Source organism: Enterobacter cloacae complex sp. ECL352 (assembly GCF_020149545.1).
GTDB lineage: Bacteria > Pseudomonadota > Gammaproteobacteria > Enterobacterales > Enterobacteriaceae > Enterobacter > Enterobacter asburiae_B.
Map to the genome: position 1 here is coordinate 3,994,724 of NZ_CP083709.1, position 14,215 is coordinate 4,008,938.

16 protein-coding genes and 1 riboswitch are annotated in these 14,215 nt (G+C 60.8%); of the genes, 10 read left to right on the top strand and 6 right to left on the bottom strand.

The window, feature by feature from the left end; genetic code table 11:
- Positions 1-7: 7 nt before the first annotated feature.
- Positions 8-1,591 carry an oxamate amidohydrolase gene (hpxW, locus tag LBF07_RS19405; RefSeq protein WP_094934928.1) on the bottom strand — a complete coding sequence of 528 codons (1,584 nt, stop codon included), beginning with the start codon at positions 1,589-1,591 and terminating at the stop codon, positions 8-10.
- Between the two features lie 143 nt (positions 1,592-1,734).
- Here hpxW and hpxU point away from each other — a divergent pair, with 143 nt between their 5' ends.
- The 7 genes from hpxU (at position 1,735) to hpxK (ending at position 8,106) form a co-directional block, all read left to right on the top strand.
- Positions 1,735-2,574: a MurR/RpiR family transcriptional regulator HpxU gene (hpxU, locus tag LBF07_RS19410; protein WP_094934929.1), complete on the top strand. Its 840-nt coding sequence runs from the start codon at positions 1,735-1,737 to the stop codon at positions 2,572-2,574.
- 191 nt (positions 2,575-2,765) lie between these two features.
- The gene (locus tag LBF07_RS19415; protein ID WP_023311064.1) at positions 2,766-3,548 is read left to right on the top strand and encodes a transporter substrate-binding domain-containing protein; all 783 of its coding nucleotides are present in this window, start codon (positions 2,766-2,768) and stop codon (positions 3,546-3,548) included.
- Positions 3,549-3,552: 4 nt separating this feature from the next.
- On the top strand, positions 3,553-4,218 hold the full coding sequence (locus LBF07_RS19420) for an amino acid ABC transporter permease (protein WP_087822307.1): 666 nt from the start codon (positions 3,553-3,555) through the stop codon (positions 4,216-4,218).
- Positions 4,218-4,874, top strand: a complete 657-nt coding sequence (locus LBF07_RS19425) for an amino acid ABC transporter permease (protein WP_071884868.1) — start codon at positions 4,218-4,220, stop codon at positions 4,872-4,874. Before LBF07_RS19420 ends, LBF07_RS19425 begins: the two co-directional genes overlap by 1 nt.
- Complete coding sequence (locus LBF07_RS19430; protein ID WP_032638731.1) at positions 4,855-5,592, top strand: amino acid ABC transporter ATP-binding protein; 738 nt, start codon at positions 4,855-4,857, stop codon at positions 5,590-5,592. Before LBF07_RS19425 ends, LBF07_RS19430 begins: the two co-directional genes overlap by 20 nt.
- Before the next feature lie 13 nt (positions 5,593-5,605).
- The gene (locus LBF07_RS19435) at positions 5,606-6,847 is read left to right on the top strand and encodes an alanine--glyoxylate aminotransferase family protein (protein ID WP_094934931.1); all 1,242 of its coding nucleotides are present in this window, start codon (positions 5,606-5,608) and stop codon (positions 6,845-6,847) included.
- Positions 6,844-8,106 carry an allantoate amidohydrolase gene (gene hpxK, locus LBF07_RS19440; RefSeq protein WP_094934932.1) on the top strand — a complete coding sequence of 421 codons (1,263 nt, stop codon included), beginning with the start codon at positions 6,844-6,846 and terminating at the stop codon, positions 8,104-8,106. Before LBF07_RS19435 ends, hpxK begins: the two co-directional genes overlap by 4 nt.
- Here hpxK and LBF07_RS19445 read toward each other — a convergent pair.
- Positions 8,072-9,073 carry a magnesium transporter gene (locus tag LBF07_RS19445; protein WP_029741838.1) on the bottom strand — a complete coding sequence of 334 codons (1,002 nt, stop codon included), beginning with the start codon at positions 9,071-9,073 and terminating at the stop codon, positions 8,072-8,074. The two genes, hpxK and LBF07_RS19445, sit on opposite strands and share 35 nt — an antisense overlap.
- Positions 9,074-9,133: 60 nt before the next feature.
- A riboswitch (M-box (ykoK) riboswitch) is annotated at positions 9,134-9,303 on the bottom strand.
- A gap of 159 nt (positions 9,304-9,462) precedes the next feature.
- On the opposite strand from LBF07_RS19445, the gene LBF07_RS19450 reads away from it, so the two are divergent.
- On the top strand, positions 9,463-9,966 hold the full coding sequence (locus tag LBF07_RS19450) for a DedA family protein (RefSeq protein ID WP_039261670.1): 504 nt from the start codon (positions 9,463-9,465) through the stop codon (positions 9,964-9,966).
- Position 9,967: 1 nt separating this feature from the next.
- On the opposite strand, the gene LBF07_RS19455 is transcribed toward LBF07_RS19450, so the two are convergent.
- Positions 9,968-10,717, bottom strand: a complete 750-nt coding sequence (locus tag LBF07_RS19455; protein WP_094934933.1) for an SDR family oxidoreductase — start codon at positions 10,715-10,717, stop codon at positions 9,968-9,970.
- Between the two features lie 100 nt (positions 10,718-10,817).
- On the opposite strand from LBF07_RS19455, the gene LBF07_RS19460 reads away from it, so the two are divergent.
- Positions 10,818-11,177, top strand: a complete 360-nt coding sequence (locus LBF07_RS19460; protein ID WP_047061537.1) for a helix-turn-helix domain-containing protein — start codon at positions 10,818-10,820, stop codon at positions 11,175-11,177.
- Position 11,178: 1 nt separating this feature from the next.
- Here the strand turns inward: LBF07_RS19460 and LBF07_RS19465 are convergent, their stop codons facing one another.
- Both LBF07_RS19465 and LBF07_RS19470 read right to left on the bottom strand, forming a co-directional pair.
- Entirely contained in the window at positions 11,179-11,973 is a 795-nt protein-coding gene (locus LBF07_RS19465; protein ID WP_033145158.1) for an SDR family oxidoreductase, read from the bottom strand.
- Between the two features lie 125 nt (positions 11,974-12,098).
- On the bottom strand, positions 12,099-12,542 hold the full coding sequence (locus tag LBF07_RS19470) for a helix-turn-helix domain-containing protein (RefSeq protein WP_032658095.1): 444 nt from the start codon (positions 12,540-12,542) through the stop codon (positions 12,099-12,101).
- 152 nt (positions 12,543-12,694) lie between these two features.
- Here LBF07_RS19470 and agp point away from each other — a divergent pair, with 152 nt between their 5' ends.
- Positions 12,695-13,936 carry a bifunctional glucose-1-phosphatase/inositol phosphatase gene (gene agp, locus LBF07_RS19475; protein ID WP_033145159.1) on the top strand — a complete coding sequence of 414 codons (1,242 nt, stop codon included), beginning with the start codon at positions 12,695-12,697 and terminating at the stop codon, positions 13,934-13,936.
- A 33-nt stretch (positions 13,937-13,969) separates the two neighbouring features.
- On the opposite strand, the gene LBF07_RS19480 is transcribed toward agp, so the two are convergent.
- Complete coding sequence (locus LBF07_RS19480) at positions 13,970-14,197, bottom strand: YccJ family protein (RefSeq protein WP_008499832.1); 228 nt, start codon at positions 14,195-14,197, stop codon at positions 13,970-13,972.
- Positions 14,198-14,215: the final 18 nt, after the last annotated feature.

Consider the following 14,215-nt stretch of genomic DNA (forward strand, 5'->3'; position numbering starts at 1 on the left):
TTTCTCCTCAGAATCCGGCGGCCGCGCCGTTGCTGCGCGGGTCAAATGCCCCTTCGAACAGCCCGTTGGGGTGGCGGACAATCGCGCCCGCGTGGCCCATCGCTTCGCTGAAGTCAGGGAACATTTCCACCTCGTGCCCGAGTGCCTGAAGCCGTGAGACCGTCTCAGCGGTAAAGCGTCCTTCCAGCTTTAACGTGTCCGAGGTTTGTCCCCAGGTGCGCCCCAGCAGCCAGCGCGGGCGGGAAATGCTCTCCTGTAAAGGCACGCCCTGAATCGCGTAGCGGGTAAAAAGCGCGGCCTGGGTTTGCGGCTGTCCGTCACCGCCCATCGATCCGTAGACCATCACGCGACCGTCCTTAAGACGCGCCGCCGCCGGGTTCAGGGTATGGAAGGGCTGCTTGCCCGGCGCGAGGGCCAGAAGATGATTGGGATCGAGGCTGAACGATGCGCCCCGGTTCTGCCAGACGATGCCGGTGTCGGGCAGCACCACGCCGCTGCCGAACTCGTGATAGATACTCTGGATAAAGGACACGGCAAGCCCGCTGTTATCCATCACACCCATCCACACCGTATCGCCGGGGCCTTTTCCGGTCCCCCACGGCGCGGCGCGGCCGTCGTCAACCCTGTCGGCAAGCGCCTGCAGGGCGGCGGGATCCAGCAGACCCTGAATATCGGTTTTCAGCTCGCGCGGGTCGGTAATGTGGGCATCGCGCAGGCCAAAGGCCAGCTTGGTGGCTTCAACGATGCGGTGAATGGTGTCGGCGTCGTCGGCCTCGGCCATGTTCAGGCGGTCGGTGATGCCGAGTATCGCCAGCGAGACCAGCCCCTGCGTCGGCGGGGCGTGGTTAAAGATCACCCCCTGCTGATGCTGCAGCCTCAGCGGCGCGGTGCGCCGGGCGACGTGCGCGCGTAAATCGGCCAGCGTCACGGGCAGGCCCAGCGTCTCCATGCCGTGCGCCAGCACGTCCGCCAGCGGGCCGCGGTAAAAGCTGTCCAGACCGTCTTCCACCAGGCGCGTCAACGTCGTGGCCATGGCGGGCTGGTAAAAGCGGCTCCCGACCTGCGGCGGCTTACCGTCCACCAGCCAGGTTTCCGCGAAGCCGGGGATGTCCTTCAGCTCGTCGAATTTGCTGGCCGTGGCGTGGGCCTGAGAGGCCGTAACCGGCGTGCCGTTCTGCGCATAGTCAATGGCGTCGGCCAGCAGGCGGGCCAGCGGCAGCGCCTTGCCGGTCAACTCGCGCGAGACCTTCAGCGCCTCGTCCCAGCCGCTCACCGTGCCGGCGACGGTCAGCGCCGCACGGGGGCCGCGATGGGGGATATGCGCCAGACCGTCGTAGGCGGCGAGCGTCGCGCGCGATCCCGCCGCGCCGCTGGCATCAATGGCGACAGGTTCGCCTTCCGGCGGCACGATAAGCCAGAAGCCATCGCCGCCCAGCCCGTTCATGTGCGGATAAACCACGGCAACGGTGGCCGCCGCGGCGACCATCGCCTCTATCGCGCTGCCGCCTTCGCGCAGTACCGCCAGCGCGCTCTGGCTGGCAAGATGGTGGGGCGCAACGGCCATGCCGTGCGTGGAGACATTACTTTGCATAGAGAGTCCTCGTAACCCTGAAAGTCACAAGGCGCTGCAAAAGCTGTTCCAGTTCTGAAAGAAAAGTTTCAGTAAACTGGCACGTATAATGAATACGCATAATAAAAGGTACAATGTGATGAAACAAAAGTTACAGAGGCGCTATGGAACAACTGGATGAACGTCTGAAAGCACAGTACCCGTCGCTGTCGCCGCAGGAGCAGCGGGTGGCGGACTTTATTTTCGATCATTTTGACGATCTCATTAGCTACAACAGCGCCGAGCTGGCGCAGCTGAGCGGGGTGTCGAAAGCCACGGTTAGCCGTCTGTTTAAGCGTCTGGGCTATGAGAAATATAAGGACATGCGCGACGAGCTGCGCACCCTGCGCCAGAGCGGGATGCCGCTCACCGATAACCGCGACGCGGTGCAGGGCAATACGCTGCTGGCGCGCCACTATAAGCAGGAGATGGCGAACCTGACCCAGTGGGTCAACGCCCTCGACGCGCAGCAGTTTGCCGACGCGATGGCCTGCATGGTGAAGGCGCGGCGCATCGTCATTATCGGCATGCGTAACGCCTATCCGGCGGCGCTGCACCTGCGCCAGCAGCTGCTGCAGGCGCGCGGTCAGGTGCTGGTCCTGCCGCAGCCGGGGCAGAGCCTGAGCGAGGAGCTGGTGGATTTAACGCCGGACGATCTGGTGGTCATGATGGCCTTTCGCCGCCGACCGCGCATCATCCGCCCGCTGATGCAGCAGCTTCAGAGCCGCGGTATTCCGGTGCTGCTGATGTGCGAGCCGCAGGCGCACAGCCTGTTTCCGCTGGCGAGCTGGCAGCTCTGCGCCCCGCTGGACAGCGTCTCGGCCTATGACAGCTACTCCTCGGTCAATAGCCTGATTAACCTGCTGGCGAATGCCTTCCTGCATGACAGTCTCGATAAAGGCCGTCCGCGCATTAACGAGATTGCCTCCCTTTACCAGCAGCTGGACGAACTCGAACAGCGATAATGGGGCATCAGGCTGGTGCTTTGCATTAAAATGGTGCATCTGACGGGTCGGGAAAATAGACGTTTTTTCGACCCGTCCGCGTTTTATCAGGCTTCGCAAGAATATTTTCCGCTTCGCCCTATCTGGCACATTAGTTGCAAAATCACACTCAAAGAATCTTTTGTTTCATGTTAACGTTACGGGGAAGCACCATGAAAAAATTGTTGATTGCACTGGCCGGGGCCGCATGTCTCTTCACACAGCTGCCGGCAAAGGCTGACCAGCTTCAGGATATCGAGAAGCGCGGCACCATTCGCATTGCCGTTCCGCAGGACTTCCCGCCGTTTGGCTCGGTGGGGACCGATCTGCAGCCGCAGGGCTATGACATCGACATGGCGCGCTATCTGGCCAAACAGATGAAGCTCAAGCTGCAGCTGGTGCCGGTGACCAGCGCCAACCGCGTGCCGTACCTGCAAACCGATAAGGTGGATCTGGTCATTTCCAGCCTCGGTAAAAACCCGGAGCGCGAGAAGGTGATCGACTTCAGCCGCGCCTACGCGCCGTTCTTCCTCGGCGTGTTTGGGCCGAAAGGGGCCGAGCTGAAAGACGCCGCCGCGCTGAGCGGAAAAACCATCGGCGTGACGCGCGGGGCGGTGGAGGATATGGTGCTGACCGGCCTGGCGCCGAAAGACGCGGACGTGAAGCGCTACGAAGATAACAACACCACGCTCTCCGCCTACCTCTCCGGACAGGTGCAGTACGTGGCGACCGGCAACCTGGTGGTGGCGGCCATTTCGCGCCAGAACGCGGATAAAGCTCCCGTGCCGAGCTTTATGCTGAAAGATTCGCCGTGCTTTATTGGCCTGAAGAAAAACGAACCGGCCCTGAAGGCAAAAGTGGACGCGCTGATTGAGCAGGGCATCAAGGACGGCACGCTGAACGGCCTGTCCGAGCAGTGGCTGAAGGCCCCGCTGCCGGCCAACCTTGGCGCCTGAGCCGATGACTGAGCAACTTCATTTCTCCGCGCTCTGGCCGCACTGGCCGGAGCTGCTGGCGGGGCTGTGGGTCACTATTCAGCTGACGGTGATGGCGACCGTCGGCGGGCTGGCGATAGGGATTTTCGGGGCGGCGATCCGCAGCGGACGCACCACCTGGTTCAGCCGGATCTGGGGCGCGTACGTGGAAATCATCCGCAACACGCCGTTTGTGGTGCAGCTGTTTTTCATCGTCTTCGGCCTGCCGAATCTCGGGCTGAAGATGACGGCGGGGGAAGCGGCGCTGCTGGCCATGGTGGTGAACCTGGGCGCCTACAGCACCGAGATTATCCGCGCGGGCATTCAGGTCACGCCGAAAGGGCAGTGGGAAGCCGGACGCGTGCTGGGGCTGACCCGCCTGCAGACCTTTATTCGCGTGGTGCTGCCGCCCGCGCTGCAGCGCATTTACCCGGCGCTGGTGAGCCAGTGCATTATCGTGATGCTCGGCTCGTCGGTGGTGTCGCAGGTCTCGTATGAAGAGCTGACCTTCGCCGCCAACCTGATCCAGTCCAGAACGTTTCTGAGCTTTGAGGTTTATCTGGTGACAACCGGGATTTACTTAGCGCTGTCGATTACCCTGCGCCAGCTGATGATGGCGGCGGGACGCAAATGGCTGGGGGTGCAGGCATGATGACCACCTTTACCGACTGGGACATTATTCGCAACCTGCTGCTGGCCGGGCGCTGGACGGTGCTGCTGTCGCTGGTGGCGTTTGTCGGCGGGGCGGCGGTGACGCTGCCGCTCCTGCTGCTGCGCCTGACGGGCGGGCGCACGGTCAGGCGCATCATCCGCGGCTATATTGAGCTGTTTCAGGGCACGCCGCTGCTGATGCAGCTGTTCCTGGCCTTCTTCGGCGTGGCGCTGTTCGGCATCGACGTCTCGCCGTGGACCGCCGCCTCGCTGGCGCTCACCTTCTACACCAGCGCGTTTCTGCTCGACATCTGGTTTGGCAGTATTCGCGCCTTGCCAAAAGGGCAGTGGGAAGCGTCGCGCTGTCTGGGGCTGACCTTCGGCCAGACCCTGTTTCGCGTCGTCGCCCCGCAGGCGCTGCGCATCGGTATCGCCCCGACGGTCGGCTTTGCCGTGCAGGTGATCAAGGGCACCGCTCTGGCGTCGATTATCGGTTTTATCGAGCTGACCAAGGCCGGGACCATGCTGACCAACGTGACGTATCAGCCGTTTAAGGTTTTTGCGCTGGTGGCGCTCGGCTACTTTATTCTGTGTTATCCGCTGTCGCGCTACAGCCGCTATCTGGAGACGAAATTCAATGCCTCTCATCACCATTAATCAGGTGCAGAAGTACTACGGCGATAACCACGTGCTCAAGGGCGTCGATCTGGATATCGACATGGGCCAGGTGATCTCCATTATCGGGCGCAGCGGATCGGGCAAAAGCACGCTGCTGCGCTGCATCAACGGCCTGGAAGGCTATCAGGACGGCAGCATCAAGCTGGGCGGCATGACCATTACCGACCGGGATTCTCAGGCGCGCGAAATCAGCCGCTCGGTCGGGATGGTGTTCCAGAGCTTCAACCTGTTCCCGCACATGACTGCGCTGGAAAACGTGATGCTCGCCCCGCGTCGGGTGCTGAAGAAAAGCGCCGCCGAATGCCGCGAGCTGGCGCAGCAGATGCTGGAGAAAGTGGGCTTAGGCGATCGTCTGGATTACTACCCGTCGAGCCTCTCCGGCGGCCAGCAGCAGCGCGTGGCGATTGCCCGCGCGCTGGCGATGTCGCCGAAAGTTTTACTCTGCGACGAGATCACCTCCGCGCTCGACCCGGAGCTGGTGGGCGAAGTGCTCAAGGTGCTGGAGCAGCTGGCGGCCGAGGGGATGACGCTCATACTGGTTACCCATGAAATGAATTTTGCCCGCGAAGTGGGCGACCGCGTGGTGTTTATGCACCAGGGGAAAGTCTGGGAGCAGGGCGACAGCAAAACGCTGTTCGCCAACCCGCAGACCACGGAACTGAAGCAGTTCATCTCCTCCGTGCGCGGCCTCAACTGATAAGGACTTAACAATGGATATCGCACGCTTTCCGCAAATCAACCCGCCCCAGCGCCTGCTGATGGGGCCGGGCCCGATCAACGCCGACCCGCGCGTGCTGCGCGCCATGTCGAGCCAGCTGATCGGCCAGTACGATCCGGCCATGACCCACTACATGAACGAGGTGATGGCGCTCTATCGCGGGGTGTTCCGCACCGAGAACCGCTGGACGATGCTGGTGGACGGCACTTCCCGCGCGGGGATTGAAGCCATTCTGGTCTCCGCCATTCGCCCGGGAGATAAGGTGCTGGTGCCGGTCTTTGGCCGCTTTGGTCATCTGCTGTGCGAAATTGCCCGCCGCTGCCGCGCGGAGGTGCATACCATCGAGGTGCCGTGGGGCGAGGTGTTTACCCCCGACCAGGTGGAGGATGCGATTAAGCGTGTTCGTCCGCGCCTGCTGCTGACCGTGCAGGGCGATACCTCCACCACCATGCTCCAGCCGCTCGCCGAGCTTGGCGCGATCTGCCGCCGCTACGACGTGCTGTTTTATACCGACGCCACCGCGTCGCTCGGCGGCAACGCGCTGGAAACCGACGCCTGGGGACTGGATGCGGTATCGGCCGGGATGCAGAAGTGCCTCGGCGGCCCGTCGGGCACCTCGCCGATCACCCTGAGCGCGCGCATGGAGGAGGCGATCCGCCGCCGCAAATGCGTTGAGGAGGGCATCCGCACCGACGCCCACCGCGACGGCGACGATGAGATGATCTACTCCAACTATTTCGATCTCGGCATGGTGATGGACTACTGGGGACCGGAGCGTCTTAACCACCATACCGAAGCCACCACCGCGCTATTTGGCGCCCGCGAATGCGCGCGTCTGATCCTGCAGGAAGGGCTGGATAACGGCATTGCGCGCCATAAGCTGCACGGCGATGCGCTGCTGAAGGGCATTCAGGCGATGGGGCTGGAGACCTTTGGCGACCTGAAGCACAAGATGAACAACGTGCTGGGCGTGGTTATCCCGCAGGGCGTCAACGGCGACCAGGTGCGTAAGCTGATGCTGGAGGATTTCGGGATTGAAATCGGCACCTCGTTTGGCCCGCTGCACGGCAAAGTGTGGCGCATTGGCACCATGGGCTACAACGCGCGCAAGGACTGCGTGATGACCACCCTGAGCGCCCTCGAGTCGGTCCTGAACTACCTGAAATTCTCCACCACGCAGGGTGCCGCCATGCAGGCCGCGTGGGACCACTATCGCCGCGAGACGCCGCAATGAGCCCGGCGGCAGAACGGGTAATGGCGCGCGCCGACGCGCTGGCCGCCATCAGCGAAACCCCGGATGCGCTGACGCGGGTCTATCTCTCCACCCAGCATCTGCAGGCCAACCAGCTGGTGGGGCAGTGGATGAGCCAGGCGGGAATGACCGTCTGGCAGGACAGCGTGGGCAACATCTGTGGACGCTATGAGGGCGCGCAGGAAGGGGCGCAGGCGGTGCTGCTCGGCTCGCATCTCGATACCGTGCGCAATGCCGGGCGCTACGACGGCATGCTCGGCGTGCTTGCCGCCATTGAGGTGGTGGACAGCCTGCACCAGCAGGGGGTGCATCTGGCGCAGGCCATCGAGATTGTCGGCTTTTGCGACGAAGAGGGAACCCGCTTCGGCATTACGCTGTTAGGCAGCCGGGGGCTGACGGGCACCTGGCCGCAGGGCTGGCTGGAAAAAGCCGACGCCAGCGGGATCAGCGTGGCGCAGGCGATGACCCTGGTGGGGCTCGATCCTGCCCGCGTGCTGCATGCCGCGCGCCGTCAGGAGGATTTCAGCGCCTATCTGGAGCTGCATATTGAGCAGGGGCCATGCCTTGAGCAGGAGGCGCTCTCCCTTGGCGTGGTGGAAGCCATTAACGGCGCGCGCCGTCTGAACTGCCGCTTTACCGGCGAGGCCGGGCACGCGGGAACCGTGCCGATGCTCCACCGCAGGGACGCGCTGGCCGCCGCCGCTGAGTGGATGGTTATCATTGAAAACGCTACCCGACAGCAGGGCGGCAACCTGGTGGCGACGGTTGGCGAGCTGCGCTGTCTGCCGGGGGCGGTGAACGTGATCCCCGGCGAGGTTCAGCTCTCGCTGGATATTCGCGGGCCGCAGGATGCGCCGCTGGACCGGTTGCTTAACGACCTGCTGGAACATGCCCAGGCGATCGCATCGCGCCGCGGTCTGGACTTCAGCGCCGAGGAGTTTTACCGCATTGCCGCCACGCCGTGCGATATCCACCTGCAAAAGGTGCTGGGGGAGGCCGTCACTTCGGTACAGAGGCGCTCGCTATCGCTGCCCAGCGGTGCGGGCCACGATGCGATTGCCATCGCGGAACGCTGGCCGGTCGGCATGCTGTTTGTGCGCTGCAAAGGGGGCGTCAGCCACCATCCGGCGGAATCGGTGATGGCTGAGGATGTCGCCCTGGCGATTGAGGCGTTTTCGGGAGCGGTGATCCAGCTGGCGGACCGCGTTACTCCAGCCCCAGCGTATATTGCGCGATCTTGAAGTAGATAATCAGCCCGGTGCCGTCGATAAGCGTCGCGATAAACGGCGCGGAGACGACCGCCGGGTCAATGCCGCAGCGCTTGAGCACCATCGGAATGACGGACGACACGATCGCACTCCAGAGCGTAATGCACACCAGCGTCAGGCTGACGATAAGCGTAATTTCCAGCCCAATCCCCATCATCCAGGCGCGAATGCACCCGGCGATACCGAGCGTGGCGGCAATCATCAGCGAGGTGGTCATCTCTTTACGCAGCACGCGGCCAACGTCGCGCAGGCGGACTTCCCCCAGCGCCATGGCGCGCACCAGCGTGGAGGTGATCTGCGTCCCACTGTTGCCGCCCGTGCCGATCAGCAGCGGAATAAAGAACGCCAGCGCGATGGCGGACTCCAGCGCCTCTTCAAAATGCTGGATCACCGAGCTGGTGTAGGCCTCCGCGACAAACAGCAGCAGCAGCCAGACGGAGCGTTTCTTCCACAGGCTATACGGGCTGGTGTCCAGATAGGGCTTCTCCAGCGGCAGCGTCGCCCCCTGAAGCTGGGCGTCTTCGGTGACGTCATCTTCCAGCAGATGGGCGATTTCGCGCTCGGTCAGGCAGCCGACGAGCTTGCCGTGGGTGACCACGGGCACCACATCCGCGCCGCCGTGCGCCAGCAGTCCGGCAACGTCGGCACGTTCATCCTCCGGTTTGACCTGCAAAAACTGCGAAATCATCAGCGATTTCACCGGCTGTACCGTATCGGCGGTTTGCAGCAATTTACGCACGGCAATCATGCCCGCCAGGCGGCCATTGTCTTCAATAAAAATATGAGACGGAATATCGTCGTCTTTTAATTTTTCGAAGAATTGCTCGCGCGCCAGCGCCACGCATAATGAAATATCGAGGACAATAAAATCGGTATTCATATATTGCGCGATCGCGCTGTCATTGAATGCCAGGTTCTGGTTGTGAATAGCGTAAGACATAGTGAATTCCCTTTGAATAATAACATCTCTCAGGGGCGAGCAAGACAGGGCATGTCGAAGAGGAGATCCCCACGTCCTGGGTTCAGCACTGTACACCGTATCCCACGAGGGAAGTTATACTGACAAAGCCTTGATTCGACAGTGCCTGTTTTACCCTGTGTCGGTTCTCTCGAACCTACCAGAGCGATAACGTGTATTTGTACAGGAGCCTCGCCATAACGAGATCGTTGTAAAACGTGAGGAATAATACGCTTATTTAAATTTACCGCTCAGAAAATTAAATAATGTTTAAGAACGGTTTAGACGATTTTTATTAATAAAATGTTGAGGGTTTATTTAGGTTAATTCATTTCTAATGGAGGATTAAATAATCAACGGAGGAGAGGATAATGGCGTGGTTTGATAATCTGCTGAATCATTTTGCGCTGTATCCGGCACATCTTTTCGCGCTGTTATTTGTGATGGCGCTGAGTAAATCGACGGTGCTAGTCTCCTCCGTGCTGCCGCCCGCCTCGGTGATGCTGCTGGCGGGCATTACCGTCAGCCAGGCGAGCATGCATCCTGCGCAGGCGTGGCTGGCCGTGGTGTTGGGGGCAACGGCGGGTTCGGTGCTGAACTACCATATCGGCCAGCTGATGGGGCACACGCGATGGATGACCCGCTTCTCGGCAAAGCACGCCGGTAAAATGCTGCGGGTGCAGCATCAGCTGCAGAAAAACGGGGTGCTGGTCCTGTTCACCGCGCGTTTTCTGGCGGTGCTGCGCTACATCGTGCCGCTGGCGGCGGGCATGCTCAGGCTGAATGCAGTCAAGGTCTACGCCGTCAGCCTGCTTTCCGCCTGCGCATGGGCGGCGCTGTATGTCGGCATCGTCACCGGCATCAGCGCCTTTTGAATTACAAACTCCCCATTCCGCCGTCAACCAGCAGCTCCGTTCCCACCGTGTAGCTCGACTCGTCGGACGCCAGATAGAGCGCGGCTTTTGCCAGCTCCGTCGTCGAGCCCATTCTGCCGAGCGGCACCAGCTTGATGATCTCCGCCATCATCGCGTTAAGCGCCTCGTCGCTTAAGCCCGTTTTGGTAAACGCCGGGGTCTCCACCGGACCGGGGCTCAGGCCGTTGACGCGGATCCCGCGCGGCAGCAGCTCCGCCGACAGCGTGCGCGCCAGCGACAGCAGGGCGGCCTTGCTCGCGGCATACACGCTGCTGGTGGGCAGGCCGATGCGCGCGCTCACGGAGCCGCAGAGGATCACCGACGACGGGTTATTCAGCAGCGGCAGCAGCGCCTGAATTAAAAAGAACGGCCCCTTCAGGTTGATGCCAATCAGGCGGTCCCAGGCATTCTCCTGCCAGGCTTCCAGCGGCGCGTGCGTCACGTCACCGGCGTTGAGAAACACCGCGTCCAGGCGTGGCCAGCGGGCGGCGAGGGTTTCCGCCAGCGCTTTTTGCGAGGCGATATCTCCCGCATCGGTCGGGATCACCCAGGCCTTATCGCCAAGAATACGTTCTGCTTCGGCGAGGGTGTCCGGGTTGCGTCCGGTCACGGCGACGCGCGCGCCTTCGGCGATAAACGCCTGCGCGGTGGCAAGACCGATTCCGCTGGTGCCGCCGGTAATCAGCGTATATTTATCTGTTAAACGACCCATGTTCTTCTCCTGAAATGTCTCTGGAGAAAGCACTATAGAAACGTTAGTATCGAAAGGAAACCAGGTACCAAATGGATACTAAAGAGGCAAGAGGTGTGCTATGGCAGAAATGCTGGAGGTGTGCTGTGAAAAAAAATCTGAGGCGTATACCTGCCCGATGACGCAGTTTGTGAACCTGATTTCCGGTAAATGGGCGATCCCCATTTTGTACCGTCTGATTGTGTTCAACACGCCCGTACGCTTTGGCGATCTGCTGCGGGCCGCCACACCCATCACGCAGAAAGAATTGACCAAGCAGCTGCGCCTGTTTGAGCAGCGCGGGCTGGTGACGCGGACGGTCTACCCGGAGATCCCGCCGCGCGTGGAGTATCAGATCACCGCGCTGGGGTTAACCCTGCAGGACGCACTCTCCCCGCTGGCCGCCTGGATGAGCGAGTACGGCGACCAGCTTGAGCGTTAGGCTACTGTTTTGCGTAGCGCGGTGCCGGAATGCCGGTGCGCGCGCTGTTGAACAGCTCAAGACGCGCCGCTTCGTAGCGATCCCACAGGCCGGCGTCATGCATCGGCGGGATGGTGATCGGTTCACCCTGATCCAGACCCGCCAGCGATGCATCCACCATATCGTCGGTGGTCATCACCGATCCTTCCGGCAGATCGTTTACCGTGACGCCCGAATGGCTCCAGATTTCCGTCGCCGTGGCGGCGGGCAGCACGGCCTGAATGCGCACGCTGCTGTCGGCAAATTCTTCCTGTAACCCACGGGTAAAGCTCAACACCCACGCCTTGGTGGCGCTGTAGAGCGCGCTGCCCGCCCGGACGTGCAGGGCCAGCACGGACGCGATATTGATCAGCGTGCCGCGATTGTTCTGCGCCAGGCGGGGCAGGATGGCGTAGGTCAGACGCATCAGCGCCGTGGTGTTCAGGGTGTTAATGGCCTGATGCTGCGCCACATCGCCCGCGAGGAACGGCGCCATCTGCGCGGTGCCCGCGTTGTTAATGAGCGTATCAATGGCGGTATTGCTGCGCAGCGCCTCTTCCACGGCGCGGATCCCGGCTTCATCGGTAAGATCGGCCACCAGAATATCGACGGCCACGCCGTAGCGCGCGCGAAGGTCGGCGGCAAGGGTGTTCAGGCGATCTTCGCGACGGGCGACCAGCACCAGGTTAGCGCCGCGCGCGGCAAGGCGATCGGCATAAACAGCACCAATTCCGGAAGAGGCGCCCGTAATCAGGGCGGTGGTGATTTGCGTAGTCATCGTGTGTTACCTCAGGGCAAAGTGGGTTATTTGGTTTCAAGATGAAACTGAATAAACTCTCTGTCATTTGGTTTTATAATGCAACTATATTTGCGAGCATTTTGTGCTGTTGCCGTCGGGAACGATCAGGATGGGAGTTTTGCCACGATCTCTTCAGGCGTCAGTTCGCGGCCATCGTCGGCGATAAGCGCCAGTTTGCGCAGGGGTTTGCGCTGTTCGGTATCGACCAGCACGGTGCCGCATTCGTTATCCGCAAACAAAAATTCATTGCCCCACTGGGAGAGGGCAACCAGCACCGTTTGCAGGGCACGCCCTTTATCGGTCAGGACATACTCCTGCCAGGCGCTGCCGTCGGACGCGGGCTGAAGCCGGAGGATGCCTTCGTCGACTAGCAGTTTCAGCCGCGTGGTCAGCATGTTTTTCGCGATGCCGAGGCTTTTCTGGAACTCGCCGAAGCGCTTAATCCCGCGCAGCGCGTCGCGAACAATCAGCAGCGACCACCAGTCGCCGATGATATCCAGCGAACGGGCGACGGGGCAGGTGCTCTCTTCGAGGCGGGTACGTTTCACGGTCAATTCTCCGGTGGGGTGTGGTTTTATTATAAAACTTATTGGTGCACACCGTAAGCACGTTAATCATCAGTTTGAGAAATGCTTCCCGGAAAATTGTCACCAATCTGTCACACTGAACGCGACATTTTAAAACGAGTGAGGAATTAGGGATGAAAAAAGCACTACTCGCGCTGGCAGTCGCCGGTTCCATTTCAGCAACGTTTGGCGTGCAGGCGCAAGAGACGCCGGAAGGGTATCAGCTGGAGCAAGTTTTAATCATGAGCCGTCACAACCTGCGCGCGCCGCTCGCCAATAACGGTAGCGTGCTGGAGCAGTCCACGCCGAAGCAGTGGCCGGAGTGGGAGGTGCCGGGCGGTCAGCTCACCACCAAGGGCGGCGTGCTGGAAGTCTATATGGGCCATTACATGCGCGAGTGGCTGGCGCAGCAGGGGATGGTGAAGACGGGAGAATGTCCTGCTGCGGATAGCGTTTATGCTTACGCCAACAGCCTGCAGCGTACCGTCGCGACCGCGCAGTTCTTCATCACCGGCGCGTTCCCGGGCTGCGACGTTCCCGTGCACCATCAGGAAAAAATGGGCACCATGGATCCGACCTTTAATCCGGTGATTACCGATAACTCGCCGGAATTTCGCGAAAAAGCGCTCAAGGCGATGGAGTCCGAGCGGCAGAAAATGCAGCTGGGCGAAAGCTATAAGCTGCTTGAGCAGATGACGAACTACGCGGATTCCCCGTCCTGCAAAGAGAAAAAGGTCTGCTCGCTGGCTGACGCGAAAGATACCTTCAGCGCCGACTATGAAAAAGAGCCTGGCGTATCCGGGCCGCTGAAGGTGGGTAACTCGCTGGTGGACGCGTTCACGCTGCAGTATTACGAAGGCTTCCCGGCCGACCAGGTAGCCTGGGGCGAAATCAAAACCGACCAGCAGTGGCGCGTGTTGTCGAAGCTGAAGAACGGCTATCAGGACTCGCTGTTTACCTCCACCGAAGTGGCGCAAAACGTGGCGAAGCCGCTGGTGAAGTACATTGATAAAACGCTGGTCACCGAACAGGCAAAAGCGCCGAAAATCACCCTGCTGGTGGGGCACGACTCGAACATTGCTTCCCTGCTGACGGCCCTGGATTTCAAACCCTATCAGCTGCACGACCAGCAGGAGCGCACCCCAATTGGCGGCAAGATTGTTTTCCAGCGCTGGCATGACAAAAATGCCAACCAGGAGCTGATGAAAATTGAGTATGTCTACCAGAGCTCAGAGCAGCTGCGTAACGCCAGCGTGCTGTCGCTGCAGTCGCCCGCGCAGCGCGTGACGCTGGAGCTGAAAGGCTGCCCGGTGGATGCGAACGGCTTCTGTCCTGTCGATAAATTCAATGCGGTGATGAATAACGCGGCGAAGTAAAAGAGAACCCCCCGCTGCGGCGGGGGGAAACGCTTAGACGTTTTTACGTTCGATGGTTTGCTCGCCCCAGAAGAGCGAGTCTTTATCCGTTTTTTCGAAGGCGCGCACCAGCACCTCATCGTTACCTTCCTCCCAAATCTGCTCGGCCAGCTTTTCATCGTACTTCGCGACTTCAAAGATAGCTTCGGCAATCTCCGGAGAGGTGTTGCGTAAACTTGCCCATTCGCCCACGTGGTGAGCTTTGGATTCTTGAGTTGGCATGCTTGTCCTCCTGTTGGG